The sequence below is a fragment of the Leifsonia sp. Y878 genome (assembly GCF_057669685.1).
Window position 1 is genome coordinate 895,409 of the sequence record NZ_JBYHFS010000001.1, and the last position, 26,716, is coordinate 922,124.

The 26,716-nt window shown below is 63.7% G+C and carries 25 protein-coding genes; 13 read left to right on the forward strand and 12 right to left on the reverse strand.

The window, feature by feature from the left end; genetic code table 11:
* Window positions 1–7: 7 nt before the first annotated feature.
* On the reverse strand, window positions 8–1,699 hold the full coding sequence (locus AC25Y4_RS04175) for a SulP family inorganic anion transporter (RefSeq protein ID WP_488119106.1): 1,692 nt from the start codon (window positions 1,697–1,699) through the stop codon (window positions 8–10).
* Window positions 1,700–1,891: 192 nt separating this feature from the next.
* Between AC25Y4_RS04175 and AC25Y4_RS04180 the strand changes: the two genes are divergently transcribed.
* Together AC25Y4_RS04180 and AC25Y4_RS04185 are read left to right on the forward strand one after the other, a co-directional pair.
* Window positions 1,892–2,299, forward strand: coding sequence for an SHOCT domain-containing protein (locus AC25Y4_RS04180; RefSeq protein WP_488119107.1), 408 nt, complete (start codon window positions 1,892–1,894; stop codon window positions 2,297–2,299).
* A 145-nt stretch (window positions 2,300–2,444) separates the two neighbouring features.
* Window positions 2,445–3,326 carry a hypothetical protein gene (locus tag AC25Y4_RS04185; protein ID WP_488119108.1) on the forward strand — a complete coding sequence of 294 codons (882 nt, stop codon included), beginning with the start codon at window positions 2,445–2,447 and terminating at the stop codon, window positions 3,324–3,326.
* A 56-nt stretch (window positions 3,327–3,382) separates the two neighbouring features.
* Here AC25Y4_RS04185 and AC25Y4_RS04190 read toward each other — a convergent pair whose 3' ends face one another.
* The 3 genes from AC25Y4_RS04190 to AC25Y4_RS04200 form a co-directional block, all read right to left on the reverse strand.
* The gene (locus tag AC25Y4_RS04190) at window positions 3,383–3,901 is read right to left on the reverse strand and encodes an HNH endonuclease signature motif containing protein (protein ID WP_488119109.1); all 519 of its coding nucleotides are present in this window, start codon (window positions 3,899–3,901) and stop codon (window positions 3,383–3,385) included.
* Between the two features lie 58 nt (window positions 3,902–3,959).
* The gene (locus tag AC25Y4_RS04195) at window positions 3,960–5,111 is read right to left on the reverse strand and encodes a DUF222 domain-containing protein (protein WP_488119110.1); all 1,152 of its coding nucleotides are present in this window, start codon (window positions 5,109–5,111) and stop codon (window positions 3,960–3,962) included.
* Between the two features lie 362 nt (window positions 5,112–5,473).
* A complete protein-coding gene (locus tag AC25Y4_RS04200; protein ID WP_488119111.1) occupies window positions 5,474–6,406 on the reverse strand; it encodes a J domain-containing protein in 933 nt (310 codons plus the stop codon).
* Between the two features lie 75 nt (window positions 6,407–6,481).
* On the opposite strand from AC25Y4_RS04200, the gene AC25Y4_RS04205 reads away from it, so the two are divergent.
* A complete protein-coding gene (locus tag AC25Y4_RS04205; RefSeq protein ID WP_488119112.1) occupies window positions 6,482–7,138 on the forward strand; it encodes a DUF1345 domain-containing protein in 657 nt (218 codons plus the stop codon).
* A 47-nt stretch (window positions 7,139–7,185) separates the two neighbouring features.
* Here the strand turns inward: AC25Y4_RS04205 and AC25Y4_RS04210 are convergent, their stop codons facing one another.
* Complete coding sequence (locus AC25Y4_RS04210) at window positions 7,186–7,350, reverse strand: hypothetical protein (protein WP_488119113.1); 165 nt, start codon at window positions 7,348–7,350, stop codon at window positions 7,186–7,188.
* Window positions 7,351–7,444: 94 nt separating this feature from the next.
* Entirely contained in the window at window positions 7,445–7,957 is a 513-nt protein-coding gene (locus tag AC25Y4_RS04215; protein WP_488119114.1) for a DUF6328 family protein, read from the reverse strand.
* 92 nt (window positions 7,958–8,049) lie between these two features.
* Between AC25Y4_RS04215 and AC25Y4_RS04220 the strand changes: the two genes are divergently transcribed.
* Window positions 8,050–8,508 (forward strand): Dps family protein, encoded by a 459-nt coding sequence (locus AC25Y4_RS04220; RefSeq protein ID WP_488119115.1) that lies wholly within the window; start codon window positions 8,050–8,052, stop codon window positions 8,506–8,508.
* Between the two features lie 71 nt (window positions 8,509–8,579).
* On the opposite strand, the gene AC25Y4_RS04225 is transcribed toward AC25Y4_RS04220, so the two are convergent.
* On the reverse strand, window positions 8,580–9,413 hold the full coding sequence (locus tag AC25Y4_RS04225) for an SOS response-associated peptidase (RefSeq protein WP_488119116.1): 834 nt from the start codon (window positions 9,411–9,413) through the stop codon (window positions 8,580–8,582).
* 30 nt (window positions 9,414–9,443) lie between these two features.
* Here AC25Y4_RS04225 and AC25Y4_RS04230 point away from each other — a divergent pair, with 30 nt between their 5' ends.
* The 8 genes from AC25Y4_RS04230 to AC25Y4_RS04265 all read left to right on the forward strand — a co-directional run bounded on the left by AC25Y4_RS04230 (window position 9,444) and on the right by AC25Y4_RS04265 (window position 19,297).
* Window positions 9,444–10,340: a slipin family protein gene (locus tag AC25Y4_RS04230; RefSeq protein ID WP_488119117.1), complete on the forward strand. Its 897-nt coding sequence runs from the start codon at window positions 9,444–9,446 to the stop codon at window positions 10,338–10,340.
* A 184-nt stretch (window positions 10,341–10,524) separates the two neighbouring features.
* The gene (locus AC25Y4_RS04235; RefSeq protein ID WP_488119118.1) at window positions 10,525–11,166 is read left to right on the forward strand and encodes a hypothetical protein; all 642 of its coding nucleotides are present in this window, start codon (window positions 10,525–10,527) and stop codon (window positions 11,164–11,166) included.
* Window positions 11,167–11,168: 2 nt separating this feature from the next.
* Complete coding sequence (locus tag AC25Y4_RS04240) at window positions 11,169–12,746, forward strand: DNA polymerase Y family protein (protein ID WP_488119119.1); 1,578 nt, start codon at window positions 11,169–11,171, stop codon at window positions 12,744–12,746.
* A gap of 30 nt (window positions 12,747–12,776) precedes the next feature.
* On the forward strand, window positions 12,777–16,175 hold the full coding sequence (locus AC25Y4_RS04245) for an error-prone DNA polymerase (RefSeq protein WP_488119120.1): 3,399 nt from the start codon (window positions 12,777–12,779) through the stop codon (window positions 16,173–16,175).
* Window positions 16,176–16,243: 68 nt separating this feature from the next.
* A complete protein-coding gene (locus AC25Y4_RS04250) occupies window positions 16,244–17,092 on the forward strand; it encodes a DUF3097 domain-containing protein (RefSeq protein ID WP_488119520.1) in 849 nt (282 codons plus the stop codon).
* Window positions 17,093–17,296: 204 nt separating this feature from the next.
* Window positions 17,297–17,500 (forward strand): cold-shock protein, encoded by a 204-nt coding sequence (locus AC25Y4_RS04255; RefSeq protein WP_026851477.1) that lies wholly within the window; start codon window positions 17,297–17,299, stop codon window positions 17,498–17,500.
* Window positions 17,501–17,724: 224 nt separating this feature from the next.
* Window positions 17,725–18,591: a ketopantoate reductase family protein gene (locus AC25Y4_RS04260; protein WP_488119121.1), complete on the forward strand. Its 867-nt coding sequence runs from the start codon at window positions 17,725–17,727 to the stop codon at window positions 18,589–18,591.
* 64 nt (window positions 18,592–18,655) lie between these two features.
* Entirely contained in the window at window positions 18,656–19,297 is a 642-nt protein-coding gene (locus tag AC25Y4_RS04265; RefSeq protein WP_488119122.1) for a TetR/AcrR family transcriptional regulator, read from the forward strand.
* Window positions 19,298–19,325: 28 nt separating this feature from the next.
* On the opposite strand, the gene AC25Y4_RS04270 is transcribed toward AC25Y4_RS04265, so the two are convergent.
* The 3 genes from AC25Y4_RS04270 to AC25Y4_RS04280 all read right to left on the reverse strand — a co-directional run bounded on the left by AC25Y4_RS04270 (window position 19,326) and on the right by AC25Y4_RS04280 (window position 23,710).
* Entirely contained in the window at window positions 19,326–21,227 is a 1,902-nt protein-coding gene (locus tag AC25Y4_RS04270) for an APC family permease (protein ID WP_488119521.1), read from the reverse strand.
* Between the two features lie 85 nt (window positions 21,228–21,312).
* Window positions 21,313–21,810, reverse strand: a complete 498-nt coding sequence (locus AC25Y4_RS04275) for an Lrp/AsnC family transcriptional regulator (RefSeq protein WP_488119123.1) — start codon at window positions 21,808–21,810, stop codon at window positions 21,313–21,315.
* Window positions 21,811–21,898: 88 nt separating this feature from the next.
* Window positions 21,899–23,710, reverse strand: a complete 1,812-nt coding sequence (locus tag AC25Y4_RS04280) for a DEAD/DEAH box helicase (RefSeq protein WP_488119124.1) — start codon at window positions 23,708–23,710, stop codon at window positions 21,899–21,901.
* Between the two features lie 56 nt (window positions 23,711–23,766).
* Between AC25Y4_RS04280 and AC25Y4_RS04285 the strand changes: the two genes are divergently transcribed.
* Window positions 23,767–24,588 carry an SGNH/GDSL hydrolase family protein gene (locus tag AC25Y4_RS04285; RefSeq protein WP_488119125.1) on the forward strand — a complete coding sequence of 274 codons (822 nt, stop codon included), beginning with the start codon at window positions 23,767–23,769 and terminating at the stop codon, window positions 24,586–24,588.
* A gap of 14 nt (window positions 24,589–24,602) precedes the next feature.
* Here the strand turns inward: AC25Y4_RS04285 and AC25Y4_RS04290 are convergent, their stop codons facing one another.
* Window positions 24,603–25,829: a D-alanyl-D-alanine carboxypeptidase family protein gene (locus AC25Y4_RS04290; RefSeq protein WP_488119126.1), complete on the reverse strand. Its 1,227-nt coding sequence runs from the start codon at window positions 25,827–25,829 to the stop codon at window positions 24,603–24,605.
* A 64-nt stretch (window positions 25,830–25,893) separates the two neighbouring features.
* On the reverse strand, window positions 25,894–26,694 hold the full coding sequence (locus AC25Y4_RS04295; RefSeq protein ID WP_488119522.1) for a TrmH family RNA methyltransferase: 801 nt from the start codon (window positions 26,692–26,694) through the stop codon (window positions 25,894–25,896).
* Window positions 26,695–26,716 lie beyond the last annotated feature (22 nt).

Below are 26,716 nucleotides of genomic sequence, written 5' to 3' on the forward strand. Positions count from 1 at the left end.
GTCTGGTTCAGTCCGTGTGTTTCGTTGCGGCTGCCACGGCGTCGTCGACTGTCGAAAAGGCCCGGCCAGACGCTTCCAGCGATGCAAACCAGTCGGTCTTCTGCACGAGGGCATGCGCTTCGTCTGGCAGCGCCGCGAGGTACAGGGTGCTCCCCAATCCCGCCAGTTCGTTATCGAGCTCCACGAGGTTGTCGATCACCGTCACCGAGATGAACTCCAGCGCCGTCGTGTCGAGGATGACCAGTCGGGGTCGCCCGGCATCCGCGACATCCGCTTCAATCACTTGAATCGTGCCGACGACGTTTGCCGTGTACAGCGGTTCTTCCAGACGGATGACCATATAACCGTCTCCGGAGCGCGACACGCTCACGCGTGGCCGGTTGAGCTCAGACAGCACGATGAAGAGTGTGAGCACAACGCCCACCGCAAGCGCCGGCAGGAGGCCGGCAGTCAATCCGAGCGCCGTCGTGACGACCGCGACGGAGAACTCGGCCGGGCTCAGTCGTGCCAGCCGCACGAATCCTCGTACGTCGATCAGTGACAGCACGGCGATCAGAACCATTGAGGCGAGGGTGGCCGCCGGCAACTGACTGATAACGCGACCGAGGAACAACGCAACGATCGTCGCCAGGACTGCCGTCACCACGGTCGCCAGCTGCGACTTGGCACCGGCCGCGCGCGTGACCGCGCTTTGGGAGAAGCCGCCGGCCGCCGGCATGGTGTGGAAGATCGCACCCACGAAGCTCGCGGCGCCTGTGGCGAAAAGCTCCCGGTTGTTGTCAATACGCGGTTCGCCGGCTGCACGGACGCTCCGTGCAACGGCTGCAGTCTCGAGGAAGGCGAGCACTGCAATGCCGAACGCGCCTGGCACCAGCGACGTCACATTCTCGAACGCCGGCAGTGTCGGCGCGGGGAAGCCTTCAGGCACCGCGGAGATGAGTGTGACGCCGAGTTTCGTGATGTCGGTGAATGACGTGAGCAGGATGCCGCCCACAGCGACGAGGAGAGATGCCGGTATCCGCGGGAAGAAGCGCCCACAGACGACCAACACTGCGATCGAGCACAGCGAGAGGATCACGGTGGGCAGGTTGAACTGCGGGATCGCCTTGACGGCGGCTATGACCGATGGGATGAACTCGTGGCCTGATGAGGTGACATCCGCCCCAAGCAGGCGCGGGATCTGCCCGACAGCGACGGTGATCCCGACGGCGGCCTTGATGCCGATCAGCGTTGAATTGCTGATGTACTCGACGAGCGCCCCGATGCGAAGCAGCCGCGCAAGGAGCAGTATCGCGCCCACGAGCAGGGTGAGTGTGACGAGGTCTCTGACAGCGTCATCAGAACCCGCCGCCACTCCTGAGCTCACCAGAGTTGCTGCCGTCAGCGTGGCAATGGTGGATGTCGTCGACACGCTCATGGCACGGGAGCCGCCGAGCAACGCGTAGATCAGCATCGGCACGATGCAGGTGTACAGACCGATCTGCACGGGGAGATCGGCGATGGTGGCGTATGCCATGGCCTGGGGCACCACCACGGCGCCAGCGGACAGTCCAGCGATCAGGTCGGCGGGGAGCCACGCTCGCTGGTATCCGACGAGCGTCGGGAGGAACCAGCGCGGTTTCGGCGCGGCAGGCGCGGTCGGATGGCTCATCACGGCATCCGCTTCGGCATCCGCTTCGGCATCCGCTTCGGCTTCCACGACACGGTATCCACCAGCTCACGCCTTCTCTCTGGTCATGATCGATTTTCACGGTACCTCCGCTGCGCGCGTTCGGCGAGGGAACGTTCTGCCCGGTGGGCGCACTATTACGCCAGATCTAGCCGAGACGGGGCACTCCCCACTAAGTTCATTCACACAGGGGCACCTCGCCGCTGTTCTGGGGAGGCAATCATGGATTTTTGGAGCAATGTGTGGAACGTCATCTGGCTGTTCTTCTGGAGTTTCGCCTTTATCGCCTATCTCTTTGCGCTCTTCGCGGTGATCGGTGATCTTTTCCGTGATCGCAAACTCAATGGCTGGTGGAAGGCGCTCTGGATCATCTTCCTGATCTTCCTGCCGTTCCTTACCGTGCTTGTCTACCTCATTGCCAGAGGCGGGGGAATGGCCGAGCGCCAGGCGCAGGTCGTGCAGCAGGCGCAGAAGGAAACCGCCACGTACATACAGAGCGTGGCCGGGCACAGCGCGGCCGACGAAATCGCCAAGGCAAAATCGCTGCTCGATGCCGGCACCATTTCACAGCAGGAGTTCGAGCACCTCAAGGCACAGGCGCTGGCCCACACCGCCGCCCCTGTGAGCTAGAGCTAAGAGCGAGCACGAACGAGTAAACCGGACGGCCGGGGCGAAGTGATTCGCCTCGGCCGTTCGTTGCGTACACGAGCAGCGCCTCGGCCGGCTGTGGCTGTGGCTGTTCAGTACGACATTCCGCCCCGTGAAACAATGAACCATGTCAGAAAACGCATCGCCCCTCGGCCTCATGCTCGATGTCGACGGACCCATCGCCAGCCCGGTCACCCGTACGATTTCCACGCCCAGCATCATCACTGACCTGATTGCGCTGGCATCGGCCAATGTGCCGATCGCGTTCATCACCGGGCGAAGTGCCGATTTCATTCGCGAACAGGTGGTCGGACCGCTCGTGAAGCAGGGTCTGCCCGCTGAGATGCGCATGTATGGGGTCTGCGAGAAGGGCGCCGTCTGGTTCCCGATCACCGCGACCGGAATGGGCGATGTCGTTGTTGACGACTCTGTGGCACTTCCTGCTGACCTCGTTGAGCGATTCAGACAGCTCATCGCTTCTGACTACAGCGACACGATGTTCTTCGACGAGACGAAGCTGGCCATGGTGTCCGTCGAACAGCGCACGGATGTGAGCAACGCCGACTTCCAGGCCGCCCAGCGGTCCTTCAATGAGACCGCTTACGACATCCTGGTCGAGTCCGGAGTCGGAGTGCGGTTCGGAAACCGTGAATCGGCGAATAGCGCCGGAGACGTGCCATTCCGCATCGACCCCACCATTATCTCCACCGACATTGAGTCCGTGAACCTCGACAAGGATCACGCCGCCGAACGCGCATTGGCCTTCTTCGCCAGCTCGGGCGAACTGCCCACCCTGTGGCGATCCGTCGGCGATTCCCGCAGTGACTACCTCATGGCTGATCACCTGCATGCTGCCGGCTACGACGTGGCCCACGTCGATGTGCGTCCCGCCGATGGAGTACTTGAGCGGCCGTACCCGGTCATTGTGATCGGTGAAGAGATTCACGACGAAGCCGGTTCGACGTTCCTGGACTACTGGGTCGACAAGCTCGGTATCGCTCGCGCCTAAGCCATTCGACGAACGCGCTGCTCTGATCTGTTCTGCTCTGTTCAGATCTGTTCTGCTCAGAACGGCGGGTTCTCTGGCAGTGGTGTGCGGGATTCCCGCAGCTTTCGGAGAAGTGGCGAACGTGTCAGTGAATTCGTGAGCAGTGAATTCGTGGGCAGCGGATGCCGGGGCAGTGGATCGGGTGGTTCGTTGATCCCGACGTAGCCGGTGGGCGTGGTCACGGTGACGCTGCCGTCGGAATCTCGTTTGTATCGGATCTTCGTCAGCGTCTTCAACCGGTGATCGGATGGGCAGAGCGGGATCAGGTTGTCTTCGTTGGTGAGCCCGTGGTCTCGAACCCATTCTTTGAGGTGGTCGACGTCTGAACTGACGGCGAGCCGGCTGCAGCCGGTCCGTGCGCAGGTACCGTACTTCACGGCGAGCCATTCGCGTTGCGCTTTCGTGGGCCGGTAGCGGGTCCGGTCGAAGCTGAGAACCTCGCCGGTGAACGGGTCGGTGCCCACCCGGCGGAACGCCGGGGCATCGATGAAGAGTTGCGCGGCGGTGACAGGGTCTATAGGGCCGTAGCCCTGCAATACTGCGGGCTGCTCGAAGGGAACCGGCTGGCCGGCCTGACCAGGCTGACCAGCTGGATCAGTAGCACTGGCGTGGCCCTCGTGACCCGAGTGCCCGCGGTGCCCAGAGTGGTCGGCCTGCCCGGCGCTGCTGGCCTGCCCAGCACGGCTGGGCTGCTCGGCGGACTTGGTGCCACCGAGGAGCCCATGGATGGGGACGAACAGCAGCGGCCGGCCGTACCTTCGCGGCAGTCGGGGTGCCATCGCCCGCGAGCCACCCGGCGAACAAGTCGGTACGGATCTGCGCCCGGGTACGGCACCGGTCCCGGCCCGTGCCGGCAGCCTTGGCTTCTTCCGCTTCCTTCTTCGCAATCCGCTTGGCTGTGGCATCGAGTCGGGCGTTGATCCGGATGCCGTCCGCGGCGCTGATCACCGCGAACACCGTGCACATGCCATCGTTCGCGGGTTCAATCAGGACGCGCCGGTCAGCCATCGCGCGGGCGTGGCGGAGTTCAGGGGGTTCGGCGAGAAGGCGTTGCTGCAGGACGCGGGCCTTCCGTTGGAATGCTTCCGGCGTGAGCTCCGCGGCCTTCTGGGCGAGTTCGGTGTCGTAATGGGCGATGACCTCCGGGTCGGTCAACCCGGTGAGATGGTTGACGGCGGCGCGGGCCTGCGCGTATCCGGTGTGACCGGCCTGGAACAGTGCCCAGAGCTGCGGCAGCGACTCGGCGAGCACCAGTCCTTCGTGGGCCATGGTCCGCACCTGATCGGGCGAGCGATGCAAACGGAGGCTCAGGTCGGTGGCCGCGGTCCGTTCGGCCAGGTCCAAAGCGTCGGGCTCACTCATCCCGCCCGGCGTCAAATAGATGCTGAGGTTGTTACGGGCCAGGCGGATTACCTCGGCCGCCGCCGCGACCTCAACGGCCATCGACCGGGCAGTCATGGACTGCGCGGTCTCCGCTTTTCGGAGCGCGAGGTTGATCGCGCCATGTGCGGACTCTGTTCCCGGGCCACCGACATCACCGATCAGGACCTGCGCCGCAGCCATCTGCTCAGCGACCGCCTCCTCAGCAGCCCGCTCTGCGGCTTGCGTGGCGGCCACTTGTTCCGCGGCCTCTTCCGCGGCCTCTTCCGCGGCCTGCTCTGCGGCCTCTTCCGCGGCCTGCTGCACGTCCCATTCGAAGACCCACCGCGAGAGCTGTTTCTCGGCATTGGACCAATTAAAGTCCACGGGTCCGCGCTGCGCCGCGGCGAGCTGAACGACAGTCGCGAGGGCGCGGTCGGCGAAGGAGGACGAGGGAAGAGTCGAAGCCGTAGGAACTGAAGCTGCGGAAGTGGAGGCATTGGGAACTGAGGCAGCAGGAAGCGAGGCCGCGGGAAGGGATGAGACCGAGCGCGTGGAGTGTGAAGTGGCGGGAGTGTTCACCGGCCGTTCGGGGTGTTCCAGCGCTGGATCCATGCCCCAATTCTAGATCAAACGTTCGAAAGAAACAAGAGGATTTCTCACACTACATGAACTCTATGTTCGACCCGTTTGATGAAGGCAACTGGCTTGATGAACGCACAACGGAGCATCCGTAATCACGGCGATCGTTAGTCAGCAACGAAGCGGATACCGTTCTGCAGTTGGCTACGCAGCTCAAAGACCTTTTCGAAACTGCCGCGCTGCAAGCCGGGCATACCATCGCGCAGAAGACCGATCAGCCTCGACCGTGTGAGCACGACCACACTCGGACGCCGACCTTTCGGCGGAAGAACTGCCGGCTCGGAGATCGCGCCATCAGGCACGACAACGACGAGTGCGGTGAAGCGCACCCGCAGCGACTTCGTCAGGCTTCTGGCGCTCGCCTGGAGGGCGTCGATGGGCTCCTCCCCCGGTGCGAGCAAATCCCCGACGAGTTCACCCTTTCGCACCTCGATCATGCAGCCCCAGTCCTCCGACATGATGCCGAACAGGCCAGCAGGACCGAGCACGATGTGATCAAGCTTGTCCGTTCCACCGCCCGTCTCCACGTCATGCCACGCGGTGTACCCGATTCCGAGCCCCGAAACCAGCTGCGCCGTCGCTTCCTCAGCGCCTGCCTTAGCGAGCAGGTGCCGAATCTCTCTGGGTGCAGACCGAATCAGTTCGGGATCATAGGGGTCGTCGAGCGACCTGCCCCTGCCTGACCACTCCCGCATCAGCTCAAGGTAGCGTTGCCTCGACCAGCCGCCGGGGTGCCCATGCATCCTGGCTCGCGGCCCCGACGGCCCACGGCGGGTTCCTGTTCTACCCGTCGAGAATGTCGATTCCGACACGGGCTCCGCACCGGTGAATCGCGAGCGATCATACGCGGCGCGCAGGGCTGGCGTTCCGATTCGCTCCCATGCCAATTGCACGGCGTGGAACTCTGTCGCGCTGCCGCCGGCATCCGGATGTGTCTGCCGCAACAGCCGCCGATAGGCGCGCTTCAGCTCATCGTCGCTGACGGAAGCCGTCACGCCCAGAATCTCGTACGGGGTGGACGCAGCCGGGCTGTCTGTCATCAAAATCTCTCGACATAGGTGATCAATAAATGCAGTACATCAAGATACCGGTCGTTTCTGTGCAACGATCGCCGTGTGAAGAGTTTTGATGCAAACGCCCCGCGCCATCACTCCGCTTTTCGGGTCGCAATCATGTTCGTCATTGGCATCATTGCGGCGCTCATCACGGGTGCGAGCGGGCATTGGGCGTTGGCTCCCATCGTCGGATGGGGCTGCTCCTGCATCGCGTACCTGGCTTTGGTGTGGACGCTGATCATTCCCATGGATGCGGAAACCACAGCTCGTCATTCGACCCGCGAAGACCCCACCAGACGCTCGACTGACTTCCTGGTCCTGTTGTCCAGCCTCGCCAGCCTGGGCGCCGTCGTCGTGCTGCTCATCGCGACGCAGTCCCACGCGTCGAACACCGAACAGGTGTGGACTGCCGTGCTGGCGGTCGCCAGCGTCGCCCTCTCCTGGTTCTTGGTGCACACGCTGTTCACGCTGCGTTATGCCCGGCTCTACTACTCCGGAGAGGACGGCGGTGTCGACTTCAATCAAGATGACCCGCCCATGTACAGCGATTTCGCCTACCTGTCGTTCACCCTCGGCATGACCTTCCAGGTCTCAGACACCAGTCTTCAAACGCACGATATTCGGATCACGGCACTCAAGCATTCGCTGCTGTCTTACCTGTTCGGCTCGGTCATTCTGGCCTCACTCATCAACCTGCTGGCGGGGCTGCCCTCGTAGAGACACGATGAACTGACCTGCCGAACACACCTGTCTGGGCAGTACAGCTAATCGCGCATGATCTGCGTGGGGATCGCGATCGCCACCGCAACACACAAGATTCCGCCGAAAAAGACAGGGGCCTGGAACTCAGTGATGGTGAACGCGGCGCCGAACAGCCAGAAGCCGAACAGCATGATGGCGAATGCGATTATGAACATGACGACGTGCATGACGGAGTCCTTTTCTTGAGGTGAAGCACCCAAGCATCAACGGTGTGCGCCACCGCTGTTCTGAGCCTAATCCGCGTACCAGCGGCTGCGGCGGCTACGTGTCCTTCGAATTGAGATGCACCATGCGCGGAACCACGTTCCACACCAGAACAGTGAACACCAGCACGGCGCCGCCGCTGATAAAACCGGCTTCGCGACCGACGACCACGTCGAAGATGAGCAGAACTGTTCCGGTCAACACGAGAGCGACACCGATGAGGGTCGCCCGCACCAGGATGTTGGCGATCTGGACGACCTGCGCCATGGCATGCCGACGGAACAAAGCGCGATGCAGGCTCACCGGCCCCAACCCGATCGCTGTCGTCAGGGCAGCAAGGCTGACCAGCACCAGGTACACCGTCACCTGGTACTGATCGAGCTCACTGAAGCGAGCCTGGAAGGCCACGGTGAGTAAGAATCCGCTCAGGATCTGCGTACCGGTTTGCGTCACCCGCAGTTCCTGGAGCAACGAATTCCAGTTGCGATCCAGCCGCTCAGTTTCCGTCTCAGAGCGGCCACCGCCCGGCACGGCATCGTGCGCAGCCGACGCTGATTCTGGCATATTCATGCCCACATGCTAGTGTCTTGGCACCAGTTAGAGGGGCGTTCGGCTCGCTTTTCAGGCCGCACCACGCCCCAGAAAATGCGCGAGGGGAAAACATGAAAGCCTCAAAAAAGCTCAGTAACAACCTGCAGTCAGTTCTGGTCGATTTGATCGAATTGCACGTCCAGGGCAAACAGGTTCACTGGAACATCGTCGGTAAGAACTTCCGCGATCTGCACCTGCAACTCGACGAAATCATCGATGCAGCTCGCGAGCATTCCGACGAGATCGCCGAGCGGATGCGCGCACTCCACAGCATCCCGGATGGCCGAGCAGAGACCGTGGCAGCGACCACGAAGCTGCCGAAACTTCCGTACGGTGAGCTGAGCACTACCGCCGCAGTCGACCTGGTCGTCGGACTCCTCGACGCCACAACGGACAACGTTCGGGCCGTTCACGACGACGTCGACGAGGAAGATCCCGCCAGTGCTGACCTGCTGCACGGCATCCTTCTGAGCCTGGAGCAGTACTCCTGGATGGTCGGTGCCGAGAACCGCAAGCCAAGCGGCAGCTAGATCACCAGCAGCTAGATCGCACAACGCACAGGCTGCACACGAGCGGATGCTCGGGTGCAGCCTGTGCGTGTTTAAACCGGCTGGATCATCTCTGGCGAGTCTCCCCTGATCGGAGAGGCGATCCGATGGAACTCAAGTCCCTCTGCGACCGGTGTCGCCGCAGACACTGCTGCATCGACGAGGTGCTTGTCTCCCGTGATTTTGGGATCGATCCAGGTGTCGAGCATCTCGGCGGGAAGAGTGACAGGGGTGCGGTCGTGGATCGTCGCGACCTGGCCAACCGCCGGACGCGTCAAGATGGTGGTCGTCAGATGCCAGCGCGCTGGATCGCTGCGCTCGAGCGTCGGATCGACCCACCACGAATAGAGGCCGGCGAAGTAGAGCAGGCCTTCTTCTGGTCGGATGAAGTATGGGACCTTGCTCGAGCCATCCGTTTTGGTCTCGTAGTACCCGATGGCGGGAATCACAGCGCGTTGCCTGGGCACGGCGCCCTTGAACGAGGCCAGGGTGGTCACCGTCTCGCTGCGGGCGTTGAAGGTGGGATGGCGCCCCCTGAGTTCCTTCGCGAACGACGGGGCGAACCACCATTCCGCAAGTTCTGCGCGACGCTGTGTCGGTCCGTCTGGGTCTTTCTTGTCGACGAGCGTCTCCAGCAACACGGGCACGGGATCGGTGGGGCGCACGTTGTACGACGGCTTCCAGTCGAGCTGCCATTGCTCAGGGGGTCGACCTGTCGCTTCCACGAACTCGGTGATCAAGTCGTTGACCGTACTGTCCATTGCAAATCTGCCGCACATGAAGAGATCGTACGACGAGCCCGTCTGTGGCGGATAGCCACGAGACCGACAGTGTGCCGCAACCGCTGGATTGACCGCCCGTTCGGAGAGACAATTGAAGAGGCACATCAGCTATACGTGCCGGTGGAGATGAACCTCATGACTACTCTCATTGTCGTTTCGGTGATCGTCCTGGTTGTGGCAATCATCTTGCTCATCGCGTCCATCAGGGTCGTGAAGCAATATGAACAGGGCGTCGTATTCAGGTTCGGCCGGTTGATCGGCCTCCGTAGGCCAGGGCTGCGATTCATCATCCCGTTCGTCGACGTGATGCATCGGGTGTCGTTGCGGATCGTGACCCTGCCCATCCAGTCGCAGGGCATCATCACGCGCGACAACGTCAGCGTTGGGGTGTCTGCCGTCGCCTATTACCGAGTGGTTGACCCGGTCAAGTCTGTGGTCGCCATCGAGAATGCGCCTGCGGCCATCGACCAGATCGCCCAGACCACGCTGCGCAAGGTGGTCGGGCAGCACTCCCTGGATGAAACGCTGGCGGAGACCGACATCCTCAACGTGAACATCCGGGAGATTCTCGACGGCCAGACGCTCGACTGGGGCGTCGAAGTGACCCTCGTTGAGCTCAAGGACATCCTGCTGCCCGACTCGATGAAGAGAGCGATGGCCAGGCAGGCAGAGGCCGAGCGGGAGAAGCGAGCCAAGATCATCAACGCCGAGGGCGAATCGCTGGCCGCGGCCGCGCTGGGCGAGGCCTCTGACACCATGATGGCTCACCCGATCGCCCTGCAGCTGCGCAATCTACAGTCCCTGGTGGAGATCGGCGTCGACAAGAACACCATCGTGGTCTTCCCCGCTCCCCTGATGAGCACGATCGGTGAACTCGGCACGTTCCTCGCTCGGGAAAGCGCCGCCAGCGGAACGAATGAACCGGGTTCTGAGCCGCGAGGGCCACGGGAATCGACAGAGCCGACCGAACAGACGGAACCGACCGAACCGACCGAACCCCCTGGGCCGCGTCGGGTGACGGTGCCAGTGTAGGTCTCCGCCGCTGCATCCGCCTGAGTGGAATACGTCGAAAACGACACGCCGCGGCGACGCCACCCGGGTTGACTAATTAGAACACTTGTTCGATCATGAAGGTATGTCCTTGTCAGCTATGGTTACTCCTCCCCCCGCCTCGGCGCGGGAGCAGATCCAAGCGCTGCAGCAGCGAATTTCGAGCATGCAGGCAACAAAACTTGAGACAAAAACGTTGCCGACCCTCTCGGCGCTCGCTGAGGTATTGCCCGGTGGCGCCCTGAAGCAGGGAGCGGCATATTCGGTCGACGGCTCAACCACCCTGGTCATGGCCATGCTGGCCGGCCCCTCGCAGAGTGGCGCGTGGTGCGGCGTGGTCGGCATGCCTGATTTCGGAGCCGAAGCGGCCAGCCGTTTCGGCATCGACCTCGAACGGCTCGTCTTCGTTCCCTCCCCCGGAGACCAGTGGCTGGCTGTGACAGCGGCTCTCGTGGACGTGCTCGCCGTGGTGGTCATGCGTCCGCCGCTGCGCACCAGCGACACCGATGTGGCCCGTCTTGGCGCACGTCTCCGCCAGCGCGGCTGCACACTCATCGTGATCGGCGACTGGCCGCAGTGCGAGGCCGAACTACGCATTGAGACCAGCACCTGGAGTGGGCTCGGCCGCGGGCACGGGTCGCTCACCGGGCGTGAGGTCACGATCAGTTCGTCTGGCCGGTCTTTTGCGGCCAGGGGGCGAAATGCCAGGGTGTGGCTGCCAGACGGCACCGACGGTTTTCAGCCGGTCGTTCCCGAACATCCGTTCCCCCAACACCACTTTCCCCCGCTGCGGGAGCTGGTCGGCTAACCATGTCAACACCCCTCACCCGCACGATCGTGCTGTGGTGCCCAGACTGGCCCATCAGCGCCGCACGTCGAAGCGAAGACATTCCAGCGGATGCTCCCCTCGCCCTCATCGACAAGGGCCTGGTTTTCGCCTGCTCTGCAGAGGCCAGACGTGAAGGCGTGAAACGGGGCTTGAAGCTTCGCGAGGCGCAACACCGCTGCACAGACCTGCTGGCGCTCCCCTACAATCCGGTGCACGACAGCCGCGCATTCGAACCGGTGATCATCCGCATCGAAGAGATGGTTCCCGGCGTCCAGTTGATCCGACCGGGAACCTCGGCCGTGCGTGCCAGGGGGCCTGAACGGTACTACGGCAGTGAGGAGCAGGCGGCATCCGCTTTGCTCACCGGCCTCGCCGAGATCGGCATCACTGACGCACGTGTCGGGATCGCCGACGGGCCGTTCGCCGCAGAACAGGTGGCCAGAAGCACCAGCGGCAGGCCAGGAGACGCGGTACGTATCGTGCCCCTGGGCGAGACCCCCGGATTCCTTGCCCCGCTGCCCATCGACATTCTCGTCGACGACCGGCTCGGCACCCTGTTGCACCGGCTCGGCGTGCACACGCTGGGGAGCTTCGCGGCGTTGCCGGCGCTCGACGTCGTACGTAGATTCGGCGGAGCAGGCGCGCAGGCCCACGAGAAAGCGAGCGGATACGAACGTGCGGCAGTGGTGGCACGCGTGCCACCGAAGCTGTTCGACACGGTGTCAGAGTTCGAACCGGCCCTCGATCGTACCGACCAGGTGACGTTCGCGATCCGCGCATCGGCTGAAGAATTCATCGCAGCCTTCACCACGGCCAACCTGGTGTGCACGGCGCTCCGCATCGAGGTGAAGACCGAATCGGGAGAGATCTCCGAGCGTGGTTGGCTGCACCCTCGCTGGTTCAGCGCCAGTGATGTGGTCGACCGGGTGCGCTGGCAGCTTCAGGGCTCGCAGGCGATTGACAGCGGCCTCAGTTCCGGCATCGTCATGGTGCGCCTGTCGCCAGACCGCGTCGACGGCGCCAGCAACCACGAGCAGGGATTGTGGGGCCAGGGGCCAGACGAACGCATCCATCACGGGCTGACGCGCGTGCAGGGCATGCTCGGCCACGAGGGTGTGCTGACGGCGGTCATCGGTGGCGGGCGACTGCTGGCCGACCGCCAGATTCTGGTGCCGTGGGGAGACACGCCCGACGGCGACGGCGCGGCGCTGGAACGCGCCCAGGCGCAACCATGGCCAGGCAGCCTGCGCGGCACTGCCCCCGCGACCGTCTTCCAGACCAGGCGCCCTGTCGGCGTGGTGACCACGGCCGGAGAGAACGTTGACGTCGATGAGCGCGGGGCACTGAACGGTGAACCGGAGTGGTTTTCTCCCACCGGCCTAGCCGCCGAATATCGCCAGGTCGAAGCCTGGGCAGGCCCATGGCCGATCACCGAACGCTGGTGGGACCCGGCACGTGCAACCGCACTGCACCGTTTTCAAGTGGTTGACATCGAAGGAAACGCCTGGCTGCTTGCCCTCGACGACCACCGCTGGTGGGCGGAGGCCCGCTATGACTAGGGCAGCTATGACGAGAACAGGGACACGCTGATGGGCTGGAACAACCCACCGATCCCCTGGTCTGAACTGGAACGCAAGCTCTCCGACCGTCGTAGCCCCAGCCCGCCACCCGCGGACGGCGGCGACAGTCCAGCGTTCTCGAGGAAGCGCGAGAAGTATGAGCCACCGGAGCCACCGCGCCCGACGCCCGGATCCGTCGTCCCATACGCGGAGCTGCACGCGCACTCCAACTTCAGCTTTCTCGACGGGGCCAGCTCTCCTGAGCAGCTGCTGGAGGAAGCGGCACGGCTGGGCCTGCATGCACTTGCCCTGACCGACCACGACGGCTTCTACGGCGTGGTGCGCCTGGCGGAGACGGCAGAGAGCTACCCAGAGATGAAGACGGTCTTCGGCGCAGAGCTCTCGCTGGGCCTGAACACCCCGCAGAACGGCATTGCCGACCCTGAGGGCACCCACCTGGTGGTGTTGGCGCGCCGCGAAGAGGGCTATCACCGCCTCGCCTCCGCGCTGACCCATGCCCAGCTGGCCGGTGACGAGAAGGGCAAGCCGCTCTACGACCTTGACGAGTTGGCCGAGCAGGCGGCCGGACACTGGGTCGTGTTGAGCGGATGCCGGAAGGGCGCCGTTCGGCAGGCCCTCGCCATCGGTGGCCCCGCCGCTGCCGCCGCTGAGCTCGATCGCCTCGTGACCCTGTTCGGTCATGGCAACGTGTATGTCGAAGTGTTCGACCACGGGCATCCGGAAGACAGCGCCGTCAACGACACGCTGGCCGTGCTCGCCGAGGAGGCTGGGCTCCCCCTCGTCGCCACCAACAACGTGCACTATGCGAGCCCAGCAGAGCACCGACTGGCTGCGGCGCTCTCTGCCGTTCGTGCCAGGCGAAGTCTCGACGAGATGGACGGCTGGCTGCCAGCCAGCCCGAGTGCGCACCTGCGAAGCGGCGCTGAGATGGCGGCGTTGTTCGCGCGGTTCCCCACCGCAGTGAGCAACACGGTGCCGCTGGCCGACGAGCTAGCCTTCTCGCTACGACGGGCACGACCCAAGCTGCCCAGGCAGGATGTGCCGGATGGGCACACCCCCATGAGCTGGCTGCGGGAGCTGGCGTGGGCCGGCGCGGCCGAGAAGTATCCGCAGTACAACGACCTGGTGCGGGAGCGGATCGAGAAGGAACTCGCCGTGATCGAGGCCAAGGACTTCCCCGGCTACTTCCTGATCGTGCACGACATCGTGCAGTACGCACGCAGCAAGGGCATCCTGTGCCAGGGGCGCGGATCCGCCGCCAACTCTGCTGTCTGTTACGTGCTGGGCATCACCGCCGTCGACTCGATCTTCTACCGCCTGCCGTTCGAACGCTTCCTCTCCAGCCTGCGCGAGGAAGAGCCAGACATCGACGTCGACTTCGACTCCGACCGCCGTGAAGAGGTCATCCAGTACGTCTACCGCCGGTACGGGAGGCTGAATGCCGCCCAGGTCGCCAACGTGATCACCTATCGCCCCAAGTTCGCGGTGCGGGACATGGCCAAGGCGCTCGGCTACAGTCCTGGCGCGCAGGATGCCTGGTCGAAGCAGATCGAGCGCTGGGGCAGCGTAGTTGGCGGGGAAGACAACGACATCCCGGCATCCGTTATCGAACTCGCAGAGCAGGTGCTGAAGTTTCCCCGGCACCTGGGCATCCACTCAGGGGGCATGGTGCTGACCGACAGGCCCGTCGGGGAGGTCTGCCCGATCGAGCACGCCAGGAAAGAGAATCGCACCGTCCTGCAATGGGACAAGGACGACTGCGCCTGGATGGGCCTGGTCAAGTTCGACCTGCTGGGGCTCGGGATGCTCGCCGCCCTGCAGTACGCCTTCGACCTCATCGCAGAGCAGACCGGGGAACGGTGGGGACTCGACACCATCCCGCGTGAAGAGCAGGGCGTGTACGACATGCTCTGCGTCGCCGACTCGATCGGCGTGTTCCAGGTGGAGAGTCGCGCCCAGATGGGCACCCTCCCCCGCCTGCAGCCGCGACGCTTCTACGACCTCGTCGTTGAGATCGCCCTCATTCGGCCCGGCCCGATCCAGGGTGGGGCTGTGCACCCCTATATTCGCCGCAGGACGGGACAGGAAGAGGTCACCTACCTGCACCCGAAGCTGGAGCCGGTGCTCGAGCGTACCCTGGGCGTTCCGCTCTTCCAGGAGCAGCTCATGCAGATGGCGATGGCCGTCGGCGGTTGCACTGGGGAGGACGCCGACCTGCTCCGGCGAGCCATGGGGTCCAAGCGCGGCATCGAGAAGATCTCGTCGCTGAAGGCCAAGCTCTACGCCGGCATGGCAGAAAACGGCATCACAGGAGATGTCGCAGACTCCATCTACGAGAAGATCGAGGCGTTCGCGAACTTCGGGTTCGCCGAGAGCCACTCGATCAGCTTCGCCCTGCTGGTGTACGCGAGCGCCTGGCTGAAGCTGCACTACCCCGGCGCATTCCTGGCCGCGTTGCTCCGCGCCCAGCCCATGGGCTTCTATTCGCCACAGACCCTGGTAGCGGATGCCAGGCGGCACGGCGTCGAGGTACGTCGTCCAGACATCACTCGCTCTGGCGCTGAGGCCGGGCTGGAATTGGTCGATGGGGCGACAGCCCTTGCCGACACGCTCGACAGCTGCCTCGCCGCAGAGCAGCCTCCTGTGCCGCCGTTTGAGCGGTCACGGGGCTCGCAGACGGCAGAACACCGGAGGGACGGCGCATTCGCGGTGCGGCTCGGCCTGGCAGAGGTGAGCGGCATCGGGGGTGCGCTCGCCGAGGCCATCGTCGCGGAGCGGGACGCTGCCGGACCCTACCTGTCGATGGCAGACGTGTCACGCAGGGTCGGGCTCTCGACTGAGCAGCTGGAGGCGCTCGCCGCGGCCGGTGCCTTCGAGTCGTTCGGCCTCGAGCGCCGCGAAGCGCTGTGGAACGCCGGTGACGCCGCGCAAGACAAGGCGAGCTACCTGCGTGACTCCGTGGTCTTCGTGCAGCCGCCGCTGCTGCCCATGTTGAGCGAGGCAGAGCAGGTGGTCTACGACCTGTGGGCAACGGGCATCTCAACCGACGACCACCCTGTGCGCCACGCCAGGTCCCAACTGGAGGCCAGGGGCGCCCTGCGCGTCGACCAGCTGGCCACACACGAATCCGGCCGACGTGTCGAGGTTGGCGGCGTGGTAACCCACCGCCAACGACCCTCAACAGCCGGCGGTGTCACGTTCATCAACCTGGAAGATGAGACAGGGACGCTCAACGTGATCGCCGGCGTCGGCGTGTGGAATCGGTATCGCCGGGTCGCGAGGGAATCGCCAGCATTGGTGGTGCGCGGCATCCTGGAACGCTCTCCGGAGGGCATCACCAATCTGATCGCCGACAAGTTCGAAAGCCTCGCACTGGGCGCCCAGACGCGCTCACGAGATTTCCGCTGAGTGCCAGCGCACACCTGCCATGCAGCACGTTCGGCCAACCGAGTTCGACTAACGTCGATGAGGTGATGATGGACGATCGATACGGCTCCGATGTGCTCTCCCCCGGGTGGAGAGACGCCGGCAAGAAGAACACCCGAACCCAGGAAGCAACCCGCGACCTCGTCGTCGAAGAGGTGGTGACGGGCTTCTGCGGTGCGGTGATTCGCATTGAGAAGAACATCGTCACCCTCGAAGACCGGCACGGCAAACTGCGGCTGTTTCCGCTCGGAGCCGGCTTCCTCCTCGACGGAGAACCCGTCGTGCTCGTCAGGCCGGCAGCAGCGGCCCCACAGGGGAAGGCGCGTACGGCGTCAGGATCGCTCGCCGTCGCCAACGCCCCCGCCAGAGTGGCGAGGGCCAGCCGCATCTTCGTCGAGGGACGACACGATGCAGAACTCGTCGAAAAGGTGTGGGGCGCCGACCTCCGCATCGAGGGCGTCGTCGTCGAGTACATCGAGGGTGTCGACAATCTGGCGGAACTGCTCGACGAGTTCCGACCAGATGCGACACGCCGAGTCGGTGTTCTCGTCGACCATTTGGTTCCCGGATCGAAGGAGAGCCGAATCGCCGATGCCGTGGCGCGCGGACCGTACGGAAAACACGTTCTCGTCGTGGGACATCCGTACGTTGATGTCTGGCAATCGGTCAAACCGAAGCGCCTTGGACTCACGACCTGGCCGACGATTCCCCGCTCTATCGAGTGGAAGCACGGCATCTGCGACGCCCTCGGCTGGCCGCATGACGAACAAGCCGACATTGCGATGGCCTGGAAACGCATTCTTGGGCAGGTGCGTTCGTTCATGGATTTGGAGCCTGAATTGCTGGGCCGCGTGGAGCAATTGATCGATTTTGTAACGGCTGAGAAAATCCGTTCATAACGCTTTGGAACACATTCTTGAGAGAAACCGGTGAAAAGTCAGGTTCGTGGGCTAGTGTCTATAAAGAAGTTGTAGTGCTTGCACGTCTTAAAACGCATCGATCTCGGTTGATGCGCCACATTCCTTTCGGAAGCGGACGACGAATACCGCGACGAACGGTTCCGACAGTCGGAACCGATCTAACACTCCTGGAGGAGTTTCATAATGGCAACAGGTACCGTGAAATGGTTCAACGCTGAAAAGGGCTTCGGCTTTATTGCACCCGATGACGGAAGCGCTGACGTGTTCGCACACTACTCGGCAATTGCTTCGAGCGGCTACAAGTCCCTCGACGAGAACCAGAAGGTTGAGTTCGAGGTCACCCAGGGCCCCAAGGGTCCCCAGGCTGAGAACATCCGCGGCCTCTAAATAGAGCCGCGCGGATCTTCTAGAACCGCATAGTTCTTCGGAACTAATCGCAACGCCCCTGCTTCGGCAGGGGCGTTGCTTCGTTAACCCGCGAAGGATGTCGCCAGGACTCACACGGGTGAAATCACACTTAACTCCGGATCGCTAATCGGAATTAGTTATTCCGTTTAGTGTAAATTCGTTGCGGAATATCTAATTCCGCTTAGCGACCTGAGGGAGCTGCCATGAAGATTCTCGTATACGGTGCCGGTGTCACCGGGAGCCTGTTCTCCGTCCGCCTGCATGAGGCCGGGCACGACGTTGCGCTCCTCGCCCGAGGCGAGCGACTGGCAGCCCTGCGCGAGCACGGCGTGCTTCTCGCTGAGGGCGACAGTCCAGCCATCAAGCACGTCCGGGTTCCCGTAGTCGAGCGCCCGGACGGCCTCTACGACCTGACAGTCGTCTTCGTCCGCACCCATCAGGTGGACGCGGTGCTCGAGTCAATTGCCGGGCACACCGGCGACGTACTGTTCCTGCTGAACTGGGCGAGCGGTCCGGAGCCACTGGGCGCGGTAATCGGCCGCGAGCGTGTGCTGCTCGGCTTTCCTCCAGAGGCCGGCACCATGGATGGAGAGGTGGTTCGCTACAGGGCGGCCTCACTGATGACCCGGCTGGTCACAATGCCGATCGGCGAACCCGATGGCCGCACCACTCCGCGACTGGAACGAATCGTGCAGACGTTCCGCTCCGCAGGAATCAACGCCAAGGCTGAACCCCGGATTGACGCCTGGCTCAAGACACACGCTGCGTTCGAGGTGCCGCTCGGGCAGGCCGTGCACGCTGCGGGCGGTCCGACGTCTCTCGCCCGTAACCCAGACGCGATACGCAATATGGTCCGGCGCATGAAGCAGAACCTCGAGGCCCTGCCGACTCGGCCGGTCCCGCGTGGCTTCAACGCGTTACGCACTGTGCCCGAAGGTGTACTCGTGACCCTGTTCGGGCGGTTTTTGCGCAGCACGGCGGCTGCGCCCCTCGCCACCGCGTCGCCTGCGGTGTCCGCCGAACTCGACCGGATGGCCGAGCAGGTGCGCGCTTTTGCGAGCGGACGTTAGACGGCATTCCCGTCGACGGGTGAGAACCCGACGGTGGTGACTCATCCGAGACGATAATGGATTCATGCCAATCGACGAATCCCTCACGCGCGCCAAGCGGAAAGACGCGGCCCTGAACAACGAGCGTCTGGTGCAGGCGGCGCGTGAGGTGTTTGCGCGGCGGGGCCTTTCTGCAACGCTGGAGGACATCGCTCAGCACGCGGGAGTTGGGGTTGGAACCGTGTACCGAAATTTCGCCAGCAAACGAGAAATCATCGAAGCCTTGTACGAAGCGGCAGTTGACTCTGCCCTGGCCGACGTGCAAATCGCATTGGAGATCGAAGACCCGTGGCGAGCAATCGTGACCTTCTTTGAGATCACTGCGGCTAATCAGGCGCAGGATCGCGGTTTGTGTGAGACGTTCCTCGGATACGACGGCATCGGGCCCAACGAGCGCATCGCCGAGAATCTCGTTACTGTTCTATCTCCTTTGTTCGACCGAGCCAGCAAGGCTGGAGTTCTCCGCGAAGGAGTATCCGTCACGGATATCGGCCCGATCTTCGCCATGCTCAACGGTGTCTACCGAATGAGCGACGAAAGTCCAGACCTGTGGCGACGGTATCTGGTTCTCATGCTCGACGGCCTCCGTGCCTCCGACCGGCCAGCTCTTCCTGTGCCTGCGTTAGATCTCGCCTCGTTCAAAACTGCACTCTCTGCTGGCGGCTGACTGCTTACGGAAACATGGGCATCCTCGGCTAGCTGACGTGTACGCGCGGTCTGCGCGCTGCATCCTTTTCGGCTTCCCGCAACACCTCCCTGGTGACGGGAGCCACCTCGCCTACCCCGGTGATCAAATAGCGGAACATGTTCGAAATCGGGTTCCCTTCGGTCCACTCGATGTAGATCTCCGGCACAAGTCCCGCGACATCGCGGATCTCCAGGAGCACGGCGGCGATGGTGTTCGGAACGTTCGCACTGCTCACCTCCATCACCCTGTAGCCGTGCTTGGCCACGCCGCGCACGACGAGGTCTTCCTCAAAGTCCGACGAGTCGGAAACGTGCACCTCCAGAAAGAGCATCGGTGACCGATGCGGCAAGTTGCCGAAACGATGCTCGTCCCTGCTCTTCTGCCGGTACTCCTCCGCCGTATCAACGCCCGGCTCGTGGGAGACGACACGGATGACGCCGTACTCCTCGGCATCCGCTTTGATGAAGTCCAGAGCGACCGGATCGAATGTGACAGACGTTGCCCGCAGCTGGAATGACCTGCGCAGCCGGGAAATGATCGAGACCGCCACGATCCCCAGGATGAACAGTCCGGCGATCCGTACGCCGTCTGGCCGTTCGATCACGTTGGCGATGGTCGTGTAGAGGAAGATCACCGACACGAGCGCGAACCCGATCGTGGCCTTGTGCTGGCGGTGATGCCTGGCCGAGAGGGTGACGGCGACTGACGCCGACGTGATCACCACGAGCACGCCGGTCGCGTACGCGCCTCCCTGTGCGTCGACACTGGCCTGGAACTCGATGGTGATCAGGAACGCGATGGCGATGAACACCAGCACCAGCGGGCGCACGGCCCGTGTCCACTGGGGCGCCATGCCGTAGCGAGGCAGGTAGCGGGGCACGAGGTTCAGGAGGCCGGCCAAAGCGGATGCTCCGGCGAACCACAGGATACAGATGGTGCTGATGTCGTAGATGGTTCCGAAGACCGGTCCGAGGTACGCGTGCGCGAGGTACGCCAGCGCACGGCCGTTGGCTTCGCCTCCCGGCAGGAACTCGTCCTGTGGAATCAGGAACGTCGTCACGATGCTCGACGTGATGAGGAAACAGCTCATGATAATCGCCGCTGTGGTGAGCAGCCGCCTGGCGCCCCTGATCCGTCCGAGGGGGCGGCTGGGCGCATCCGTTGCATCACCGGTGATCTGGGGCATCACCGCAACGCCGGTCTCGAATCCTGACAGCCCGAGCGCGAGCTTCGGGAAGACGATCAAGGCAATGCCCACCATGACCCACGGGTTGCCGTGCTCGGCGTTCAATGCGCTCCACCAATCGGTGACGACGACGGCGTTCTCGGCGACGTGGGCGATGCTCACACCAATCACCACCAGGTTCAGCGCCAGATAGACGGCGACCAGAACAACGGCAATGCCGATCGCTTCGGTGAACCCGCGCAGGAAGACCGCCCCCAGCAGCCCAATGAGCACGAGGGTCACCACGACCTGGCCATCGTGCATCCAGGCAGGCGCCAGCGGATTCTGGATGGCGTGAGCTGAGGCATCCGCCGCTGACAGCGTGATCGTGATCATGAAATCGGTGGCAGCGAAGCCGAGTAACACGAGCACGAAGAGCTTGCCGCCCCACCATGGCAGCAGGCGCTCGAGCATGTGAATCGAGCCGGAACCTTGAAAACTCTCCGCAGCAACCCTGCGATACACGGGCAGCGCACCGGCCAGTGTCAGGGCGACCAGCACGATCGTTGCCAGCGGCGACAGGAGTCCGGCGGCCAGCGCGGCAATGGCGGGTTGGTAGCCCAGCGTGGAGAAGTAGTCCACGCCGGTCAGGCACATCACACGCCACCAGGAATGTGTCTTCTCAACGTGCTGTGCCAGTGGGCCGACGTGCGCGCCGCGCGCATCGACCAGGCCCTTCAACATCCAGGTCCTGAGGGGACTCCAGTGTGCGTGCTCTGCGGTCACGTCGCCAGCGTACGCCCGCTCTGCAGACCGGGCGGCAGTGGTGTTACTGGACCAGGTCCTGCCAGCCGTCGCCGTCGACGTACTCGAAGATCAGGTTGGTCTCTGTGTGGGCGACAGCCGGGTGCTCCGCCAGGTGCTCAAGCACGAAGTCGCGGAGTGAGGAGGCATCCGCTGCGGCCACATGCAACAGGTAGTCGTCTGCGCCGGCAACGTGGAACATGCCGATCACGCCAGGCCAGTGCGGGGCGGCGCTGGTGAAGTCGTCGATCTGCGCCCTGGCGTGCTTGGCGAGGCGCACCGCAATGAGTGCCTGCAGCGAGGCGCCGAGCGCCGCGAGGTCGATGTTGGCGCGGTAACCGCGAATGTGCCCCAGCTGTTGCAACCGGCGGAGCCGGAGAGAGACCGTCGACTCAGCGACACCGATCTCGGCGGCCAGGGCCGCACCAGAGGCGCGCGCGTTGACCGACAGCGCTTTGAGAAGTGCCCGATCGACTCTGTCGAGATCGGACTTCTTCGTATCAGGCTGAGCGGTGTCTTTCACCCTCCGAGTTTATGCGATTTCCTGCAGGGTTTATGCGATTTGAGGGACGTCGGTGAAAGCGTCTACGCCACGATACGGATGAGATGAACTAGCTGCGACCGAGACGGCGCCGCAGCAGGTCGATCCGCTTTTGCAGCTGGGTGACGCTCGCCTGCGCGACGGCCGGGCCACCGCAGAGCTGCCTGAGCTCAGCGTGCACCATGCCGTGCGGCTCGCCCGCAAGCTTGGACCACATGCCGACCAGGCTGTTCAGCAGCGTGCGCTGCTCCTTCAGCGTGCGGTAAAGCGGGATGTCTTCCTCGCTCTTTTCTTCCTCGGTCATGTTCTTGCGACGATCGTCGACACGCTTCGATTGCTTGGCCTGGCGCTGTCGCAACAGCTCAGACACCTGCTCTGGTTCCAGCAGCCCTGGGATGCCGATGAAGTCGAGTTCCTCGTCGGTACCAGGCTCTGCGAGCTGGCCGAACTCGTCACCGTCAAACACAACACGGTCGAAGGTGGCCTGCGAATCAATCGCCTGCCAGCTGAACTCCTCAAGAAGGGAGTCAGAGCCCTTCTCCTGCCGGTTCGCGTCGGCGACCATGGCGTCTTCGGGGTTGTACATCCCGTCGCCCTCATCGTCGCGATTACGGCGGTCGAGGGCGTGGTCGCGCTCCATCTCCAGCGCGTGGGCGAGGTTGGTGAGGCTCGGAACGTCTGGCAGGAAGATCGACGCCGTCTCACCGCGTCGCCTGGCGCGCACGAAACGTCCGATGGCCTGCGCGAAGAACAGGGGGGTGGATGCGCTCGTTGCGTACACACCAACGGCGAGACGCGGAACGTCGACGCCTTCAGACACCATGCGCACCGCGACCATCCACCGCTTGGTGTTGTGCGAGAACTCTTCGATCCGGTCGCTGGCCTCTTTCTCGTCGGAGAGCACGACGGTGACCGATTCGCCACAGATGTCTTCGAGCATGGCTGCGTACGCACGCGCGCTCGTCTGGTCGGTGGCAATGACCAGGCCGCCGGCATCCGGTATGCCGTTGCGCACTTCGCTCAGTCGAAGATCGGCCGCCCTGAGGACGGCGGGAATCCAGGAGCCACCTGGGTCAAGCGCCGTGCGCCAGGCCTGGGAGGTGATGTCCTTGGTGTTTCCCTCACCGAGTTTCGCCTCCATCTCGTCGCCGGCCTTGGTGCGCCACGTCATGTGGCCTGCGTAGACCATGAACATGACAGGGCGGACGACGCCGTCTTCGAGCGCACGCCCGTAGCCGTAGCTGTAGTCGCTCTGCGAGAGACGGATGCCGTGCTTGTCTGGCAGGTAGTTCACGAACGGGATCGGAGAGGTGTCAGACCTGAACGGCGTTCCCGTCAGCGAGAGTCGACGCGTCGCCGGCTCATAGGCCTCGCGGATCGCGTCTCCCCAGCTGAGGGCATCTCCACCGTGGTGGACCTCGTCAAGAATGACGAGAGTTCGATGTGACAAAGTGAGGTCGCGGTGCAGGGCCGCGCGTGTCGCGACCTGCGCATAGGTGACGGCGATGCCGTGATAGTGGCTTCCGTAACGGCTGTCGCTGTTCTTGAAGTACGGGTCGAGACGGATGCCGGCCCGAGCCGCAGCCTCCGCCCACTGGCGCTTCAGATGCTCGGTCGGCGCGACGACGGTAATGCGGTCGATGACGCGCCTTGCCCGCAGTTCTGCCGCCAAACGCAGCGCGAACGTGGTCTTTCCTGCCCCGGGCGTTGCGGCAGCGAGGAAGTCGCGGGGTTCGGTAAGGAAGTAGGCGTCGAGAGCCTCTGCCTGCCACGCGCGGAGCTTGTTTGCAGTACCCCATGCTGCACGTTCCGGGAATGACGGAGAGAGATGCTCTGCTGCTGATGTGCCCTGAGCTGGGCCGAAGACGGGCGGAGTATTCACTTCGAACAAACCTATCAAGTTGCGCTGTCCTTTGCCTGACCGTGCAGAATGAAACCATGCCTGAACAACTGCATCCGTGGTCACGGTACGTCGCGCTGGGAGATTCGTTCACAGAGGGAATCGGTGACCCAGAGCCGTCCGTGCCCGGAGGCTATCGAGGGTGGGCCGATCGGGTGGCCGAAGTACTGTGCCAGGGCACAGCCGACTTCTCCTACGCCAATCTTGCTGTGCGCGGAAAACTGATCCGTCAGATCATGGACGAACAGATCGAACCGGCTTTGGCGTTGCGTCCCGACCTGATCACGATTTCAGCCGGAGGCAACGACGTCATTCGCCCGGGGTCCGACCCCGACGCGATCGCTGCCCAGTTCGATGACGCTATTGCTCGACTGAGCCGCGACGGGGCGACGATCGTGATCTTCACCGGAGCGGATCTCGGCTTCTCCCCGGTCTTTCGCGGCATCCGCGGCAAGGTGGCGATCTACAACGAGAATGTGCGGGCGATCGCCGCGCGGTATGACTGCATCGTCGCCGATCTGTGGGCGCTCACCGAGATCAAGGATTCGCGGATGTGGGCTCCTGATCGACTGCACCTGAACGCGCTCGGACATCACACCGTCGCTCGCATGGTGCTTGCAGCGCTCAACGTTCCGAACTCGCTCGAGCCGATGCGCCCTGAGCCGCTTCCAGCGGCATCGTGGCGCCAGGCGCGCACGAGTGACTTCGTGTGGGCCAGGGAGCACCTGATGCCGTGGGTGCTGCGGCGCTTGAGGCATCAGTCGTCTGGCGACAACCTGCTGCCCAAGCGTCCTGATGCCGGCCCGTTTGCCGGCGAACGGCATTCCCCAGAAGAGCCAGAGGCAGGCAACAAGAGCTGAGTCGCCCGTCGGTTCTAGCCGAGCTTGGTCGGGTTCGTGAGGCGCCAGCCGAAGCCTGGGTCGCTCAGCTCCGTGTCGAGCACCAGCGGAACAGTGATGACCTGGCTGCCGACGGTGTAGTCAACGGAGCCCACAGAGTCCCCCGCAGCACCTGTCGTGATGTCCTTGGCTGATGCGGCCGCGGTGATGGGGGTGTCTGACCAGACGAGTGCAGACGCGGAGTCAGCTGCCACTGCCTGGGCGGTCTGTCCCCACTCGGTCGTGTATGACCCGAACGCAGCTCCCTGTTCGGTGAGCTGCACCTCCTGGAAGCCGGACTTCACGCTCTCGATGAGGTTTGCGATCGAGTCGTTGAGCTCAGAGTGAGTATCGCCGCCGAGGACAACACCGATGAGGGTGACCGTGTGGTTGCCAACGGTGAAGTCTGCGGAGAAGAGCAGGCAGGCGCCAGCCTCATCCGTTGTGCCCGTCTTGATTCCGTCGACGCCGTGGGTGCCGAGCAGCTTGTTGGTGTTGGTCACCTCGCCGACTGTGGGAACCGTGGCGGTCGGCATCGCGACGATGGCGGACACCGTCGGGTCGGCAACCACGAGTTTTCCGAGTTCGATGAGGTCGGCTGGCGTGCTGACGCTGTTCGCGGACAGGCCGCTGGTATCGACAACGTGCGTGTCGGCCAGGCCGTGCGCGTCGAGCCAGGAGGCAGCGGCGCTCAGATAGGCGTCCTCTGAACCGAAGGCCCAGTTGGCCAGCGTCAATGCGTAGTTATTGGCTGAGGGCAGCAGCATGACTTCGAGGGCTTCACGCTGCGAGAGCACCTGGCCCACAGAGACCGGCGCCGACGATCCGTCTTCGGCGATGGTGTCGTAGTAGATGTCGACATCGGCATCCGTGAATGTGATGTCTGGACCCTCGTCACCGGCTGCAAGCGGCTTCGCCTCAAGCAGTACCAATGCCGTGATCATCTTGGTGATACTGGCGATCGGCACCTGTGACTGGTCGCCCTCTGTCGCCAGGACACCGTCGAAGCCGACGGCGCCGAGCGCACTGGTTCCGTAGCCGGGCCAGTCAGGGGTCGCTGCCGCCTGAGTGAGGGTCGCTGACGGCGTCAGTTCGGCTGAGTTGGCCCGCAGCGGGGCCAGTCCAGTGCTGAATCCGTATATGACCGCGATGAGTACGACGGCAGCGCCGCTCAGTACCGCGATACGTCGACGTCGGTAGATCTGGCGCCTAGTCAATTGCATCCGTCGATTCTATCGGCGACCGACTGGGGAACCGCCTTGCGCGGCACCCGATTCCCGGCGACCGTCATCGGAGTGTGTACAGCGCGACGGCGCTGGCGGATGCGACGTTCAGCGAGTCGACGCCGTGCAGCATCGGAATCGTGACCACCGTGTCGGCCGCGGCCATCGCTGAGGCGCTGAGGCCGTCTCCTTCGGCGCCCAGCACGATGGCGATGCGCTCCGGCTGGTCTGCTGCGAACTCGTCAAGCGTCACCGCGTCATCTGAGAGGGCAAGGGCAGCGAGGTGGAATCCGGCGCCGTGCAGGATCGGCACGGCCTCAGACCACTCAGGCAGTCGCGTCCAGGGCACCTGGAGCACCGTGCCCATGCTCACCCTGACGCTCCGACGGTACAACGGGTCCGCGCAGCGCGGCGTGATGAGCACCGCGTCGGCGCCGAGGCCTGCGACGGACCGGAAAATCGCACCAACGTTGGTGTGATCAACGATGTCTTCGAGGATGACGATGCGACGGGCATCCCGAATGAGGTCTTCTACCGAGGAAAGCGGCGGTCGGTGCATGGCGGCCATGGCCCCACGGTGCAGGTTGTAGCCGGTGAGTTTCTCCAGCACGGCTGGCTCCCCCACATAGACGGGAACGTCTGGCCAGTCGGCCAGCAGCGGCTCGATGTCTGGCAACCACTGTTCTTGCAGGAGTACGGAGCGAGGCTGGTGCCCGGCCGCCAGGGCGCGGGAGATCACCTTGCTCGACTCTGCGATGTACAGCCCGCCCTCCGGCTCCATCACGCGGCGCAGGGCGACATCCGTCAGTCGGGAGTAGTCAGACAAGCCGGCCAGGTCGAGGTCGTCAATACGGATCAGGTGCACAGCGGTGGAGCCTTTCGATGGA

Excerpts from the sequence above, each read along its gene's own strand:
- AC25Y4_RS04180 (WP_488119107.1), top strand. The coding sequence starts at position 1,892 with ATGGATTTTTGGAGCAATGTGTGGAACGTCATCTGGCTGTTCTTCTGG.
- AC25Y4_RS04185 (WP_488119108.1), top strand. The coding sequence starts at position 2,445 with ATGTCAGAAAACGCATCGCCCCTCGGCCTCATGCTCGATGTCGACGGA.
- AC25Y4_RS04200 (WP_488119111.1), bottom strand. The coding sequence starts at position 6,406 with ATGACAGACAGCCCGGCTGCGTCCACCCCGTACGAGATTCTGGGCGTG.
- AC25Y4_RS04210 (WP_488119113.1), bottom strand. The coding sequence starts at position 7,350 with ATGCACGTCGTCATGTTCATAATCGCATTCGCCATCATGCTGTTCGGC.
- AC25Y4_RS04215 (WP_488119114.1), bottom strand. The coding sequence starts at position 7,957 with ATGAATATGCCAGAATCAGCGTCGGCTGCGCACGATGCCGTGCCGGGC.
- AC25Y4_RS04220 (WP_488119115.1), top strand. The coding sequence starts at position 8,050 with ATGAAAGCCTCAAAAAAGCTCAGTAACAACCTGCAGTCAGTTCTGGTC.
- AC25Y4_RS04225 (WP_488119116.1), bottom strand. The coding sequence starts at position 9,413 with ATGTGCCTCTTCAATTGTCTCTCCGAACGGGCGGTCAATCCAGCGGTT.
- AC25Y4_RS04230 (WP_488119117.1), top strand. The coding sequence starts at position 9,444 with ATGACTACTCTCATTGTCGTTTCGGTGATCGTCCTGGTTGTGGCAATC.
- AC25Y4_RS04235 (WP_488119118.1), top strand. The coding sequence starts at position 10,525 with ATGCAGGCAACAAAACTTGAGACAAAAACGTTGCCGACCCTCTCGGCG.
- AC25Y4_RS04240 (WP_488119119.1), top strand. The coding sequence starts at position 11,169 with ATGTCAACACCCCTCACCCGCACGATCGTGCTGTGGTGCCCAGACTGG.
- AC25Y4_RS04245 (WP_488119120.1), top strand. The coding sequence starts at position 12,777 with ATGGGCTGGAACAACCCACCGATCCCCTGGTCTGAACTGGAACGCAAG.
- AC25Y4_RS04250 (WP_488119520.1), top strand. The coding sequence starts at position 16,244 with ATGGACGATCGATACGGCTCCGATGTGCTCTCCCCCGGGTGGAGAGAC.
- AC25Y4_RS04255 (WP_026851477.1), top strand. The coding sequence starts at position 17,297 with ATGGCAACAGGTACCGTGAAATGGTTCAACGCTGAAAAGGGCTTCGGC.
- AC25Y4_RS04260 (WP_488119121.1), top strand. The coding sequence starts at position 17,725 with ATGAAGATTCTCGTATACGGTGCCGGTGTCACCGGGAGCCTGTTCTCC.
- AC25Y4_RS04265 (WP_488119122.1), top strand. The coding sequence starts at position 18,656 with ATGCCAATCGACGAATCCCTCACGCGCGCCAAGCGGAAAGACGCGGCC.
- AC25Y4_RS04270 (WP_488119521.1), bottom strand. The coding sequence starts at position 21,227 with ATGTTGAAGGGCCTGGTCGATGCGCGCGGCGCGCACGTCGGCCCACTG.
- AC25Y4_RS04285 (WP_488119125.1), top strand. The coding sequence starts at position 23,767 with ATGCCTGAACAACTGCATCCGTGGTCACGGTACGTCGCGCTGGGAGAT.
- AC25Y4_RS04290 (WP_488119126.1), bottom strand. The coding sequence starts at position 25,829 with ATGCAATTGACTAGGCGCCAGATCTACCGACGTCGACGTATCGCGGTA.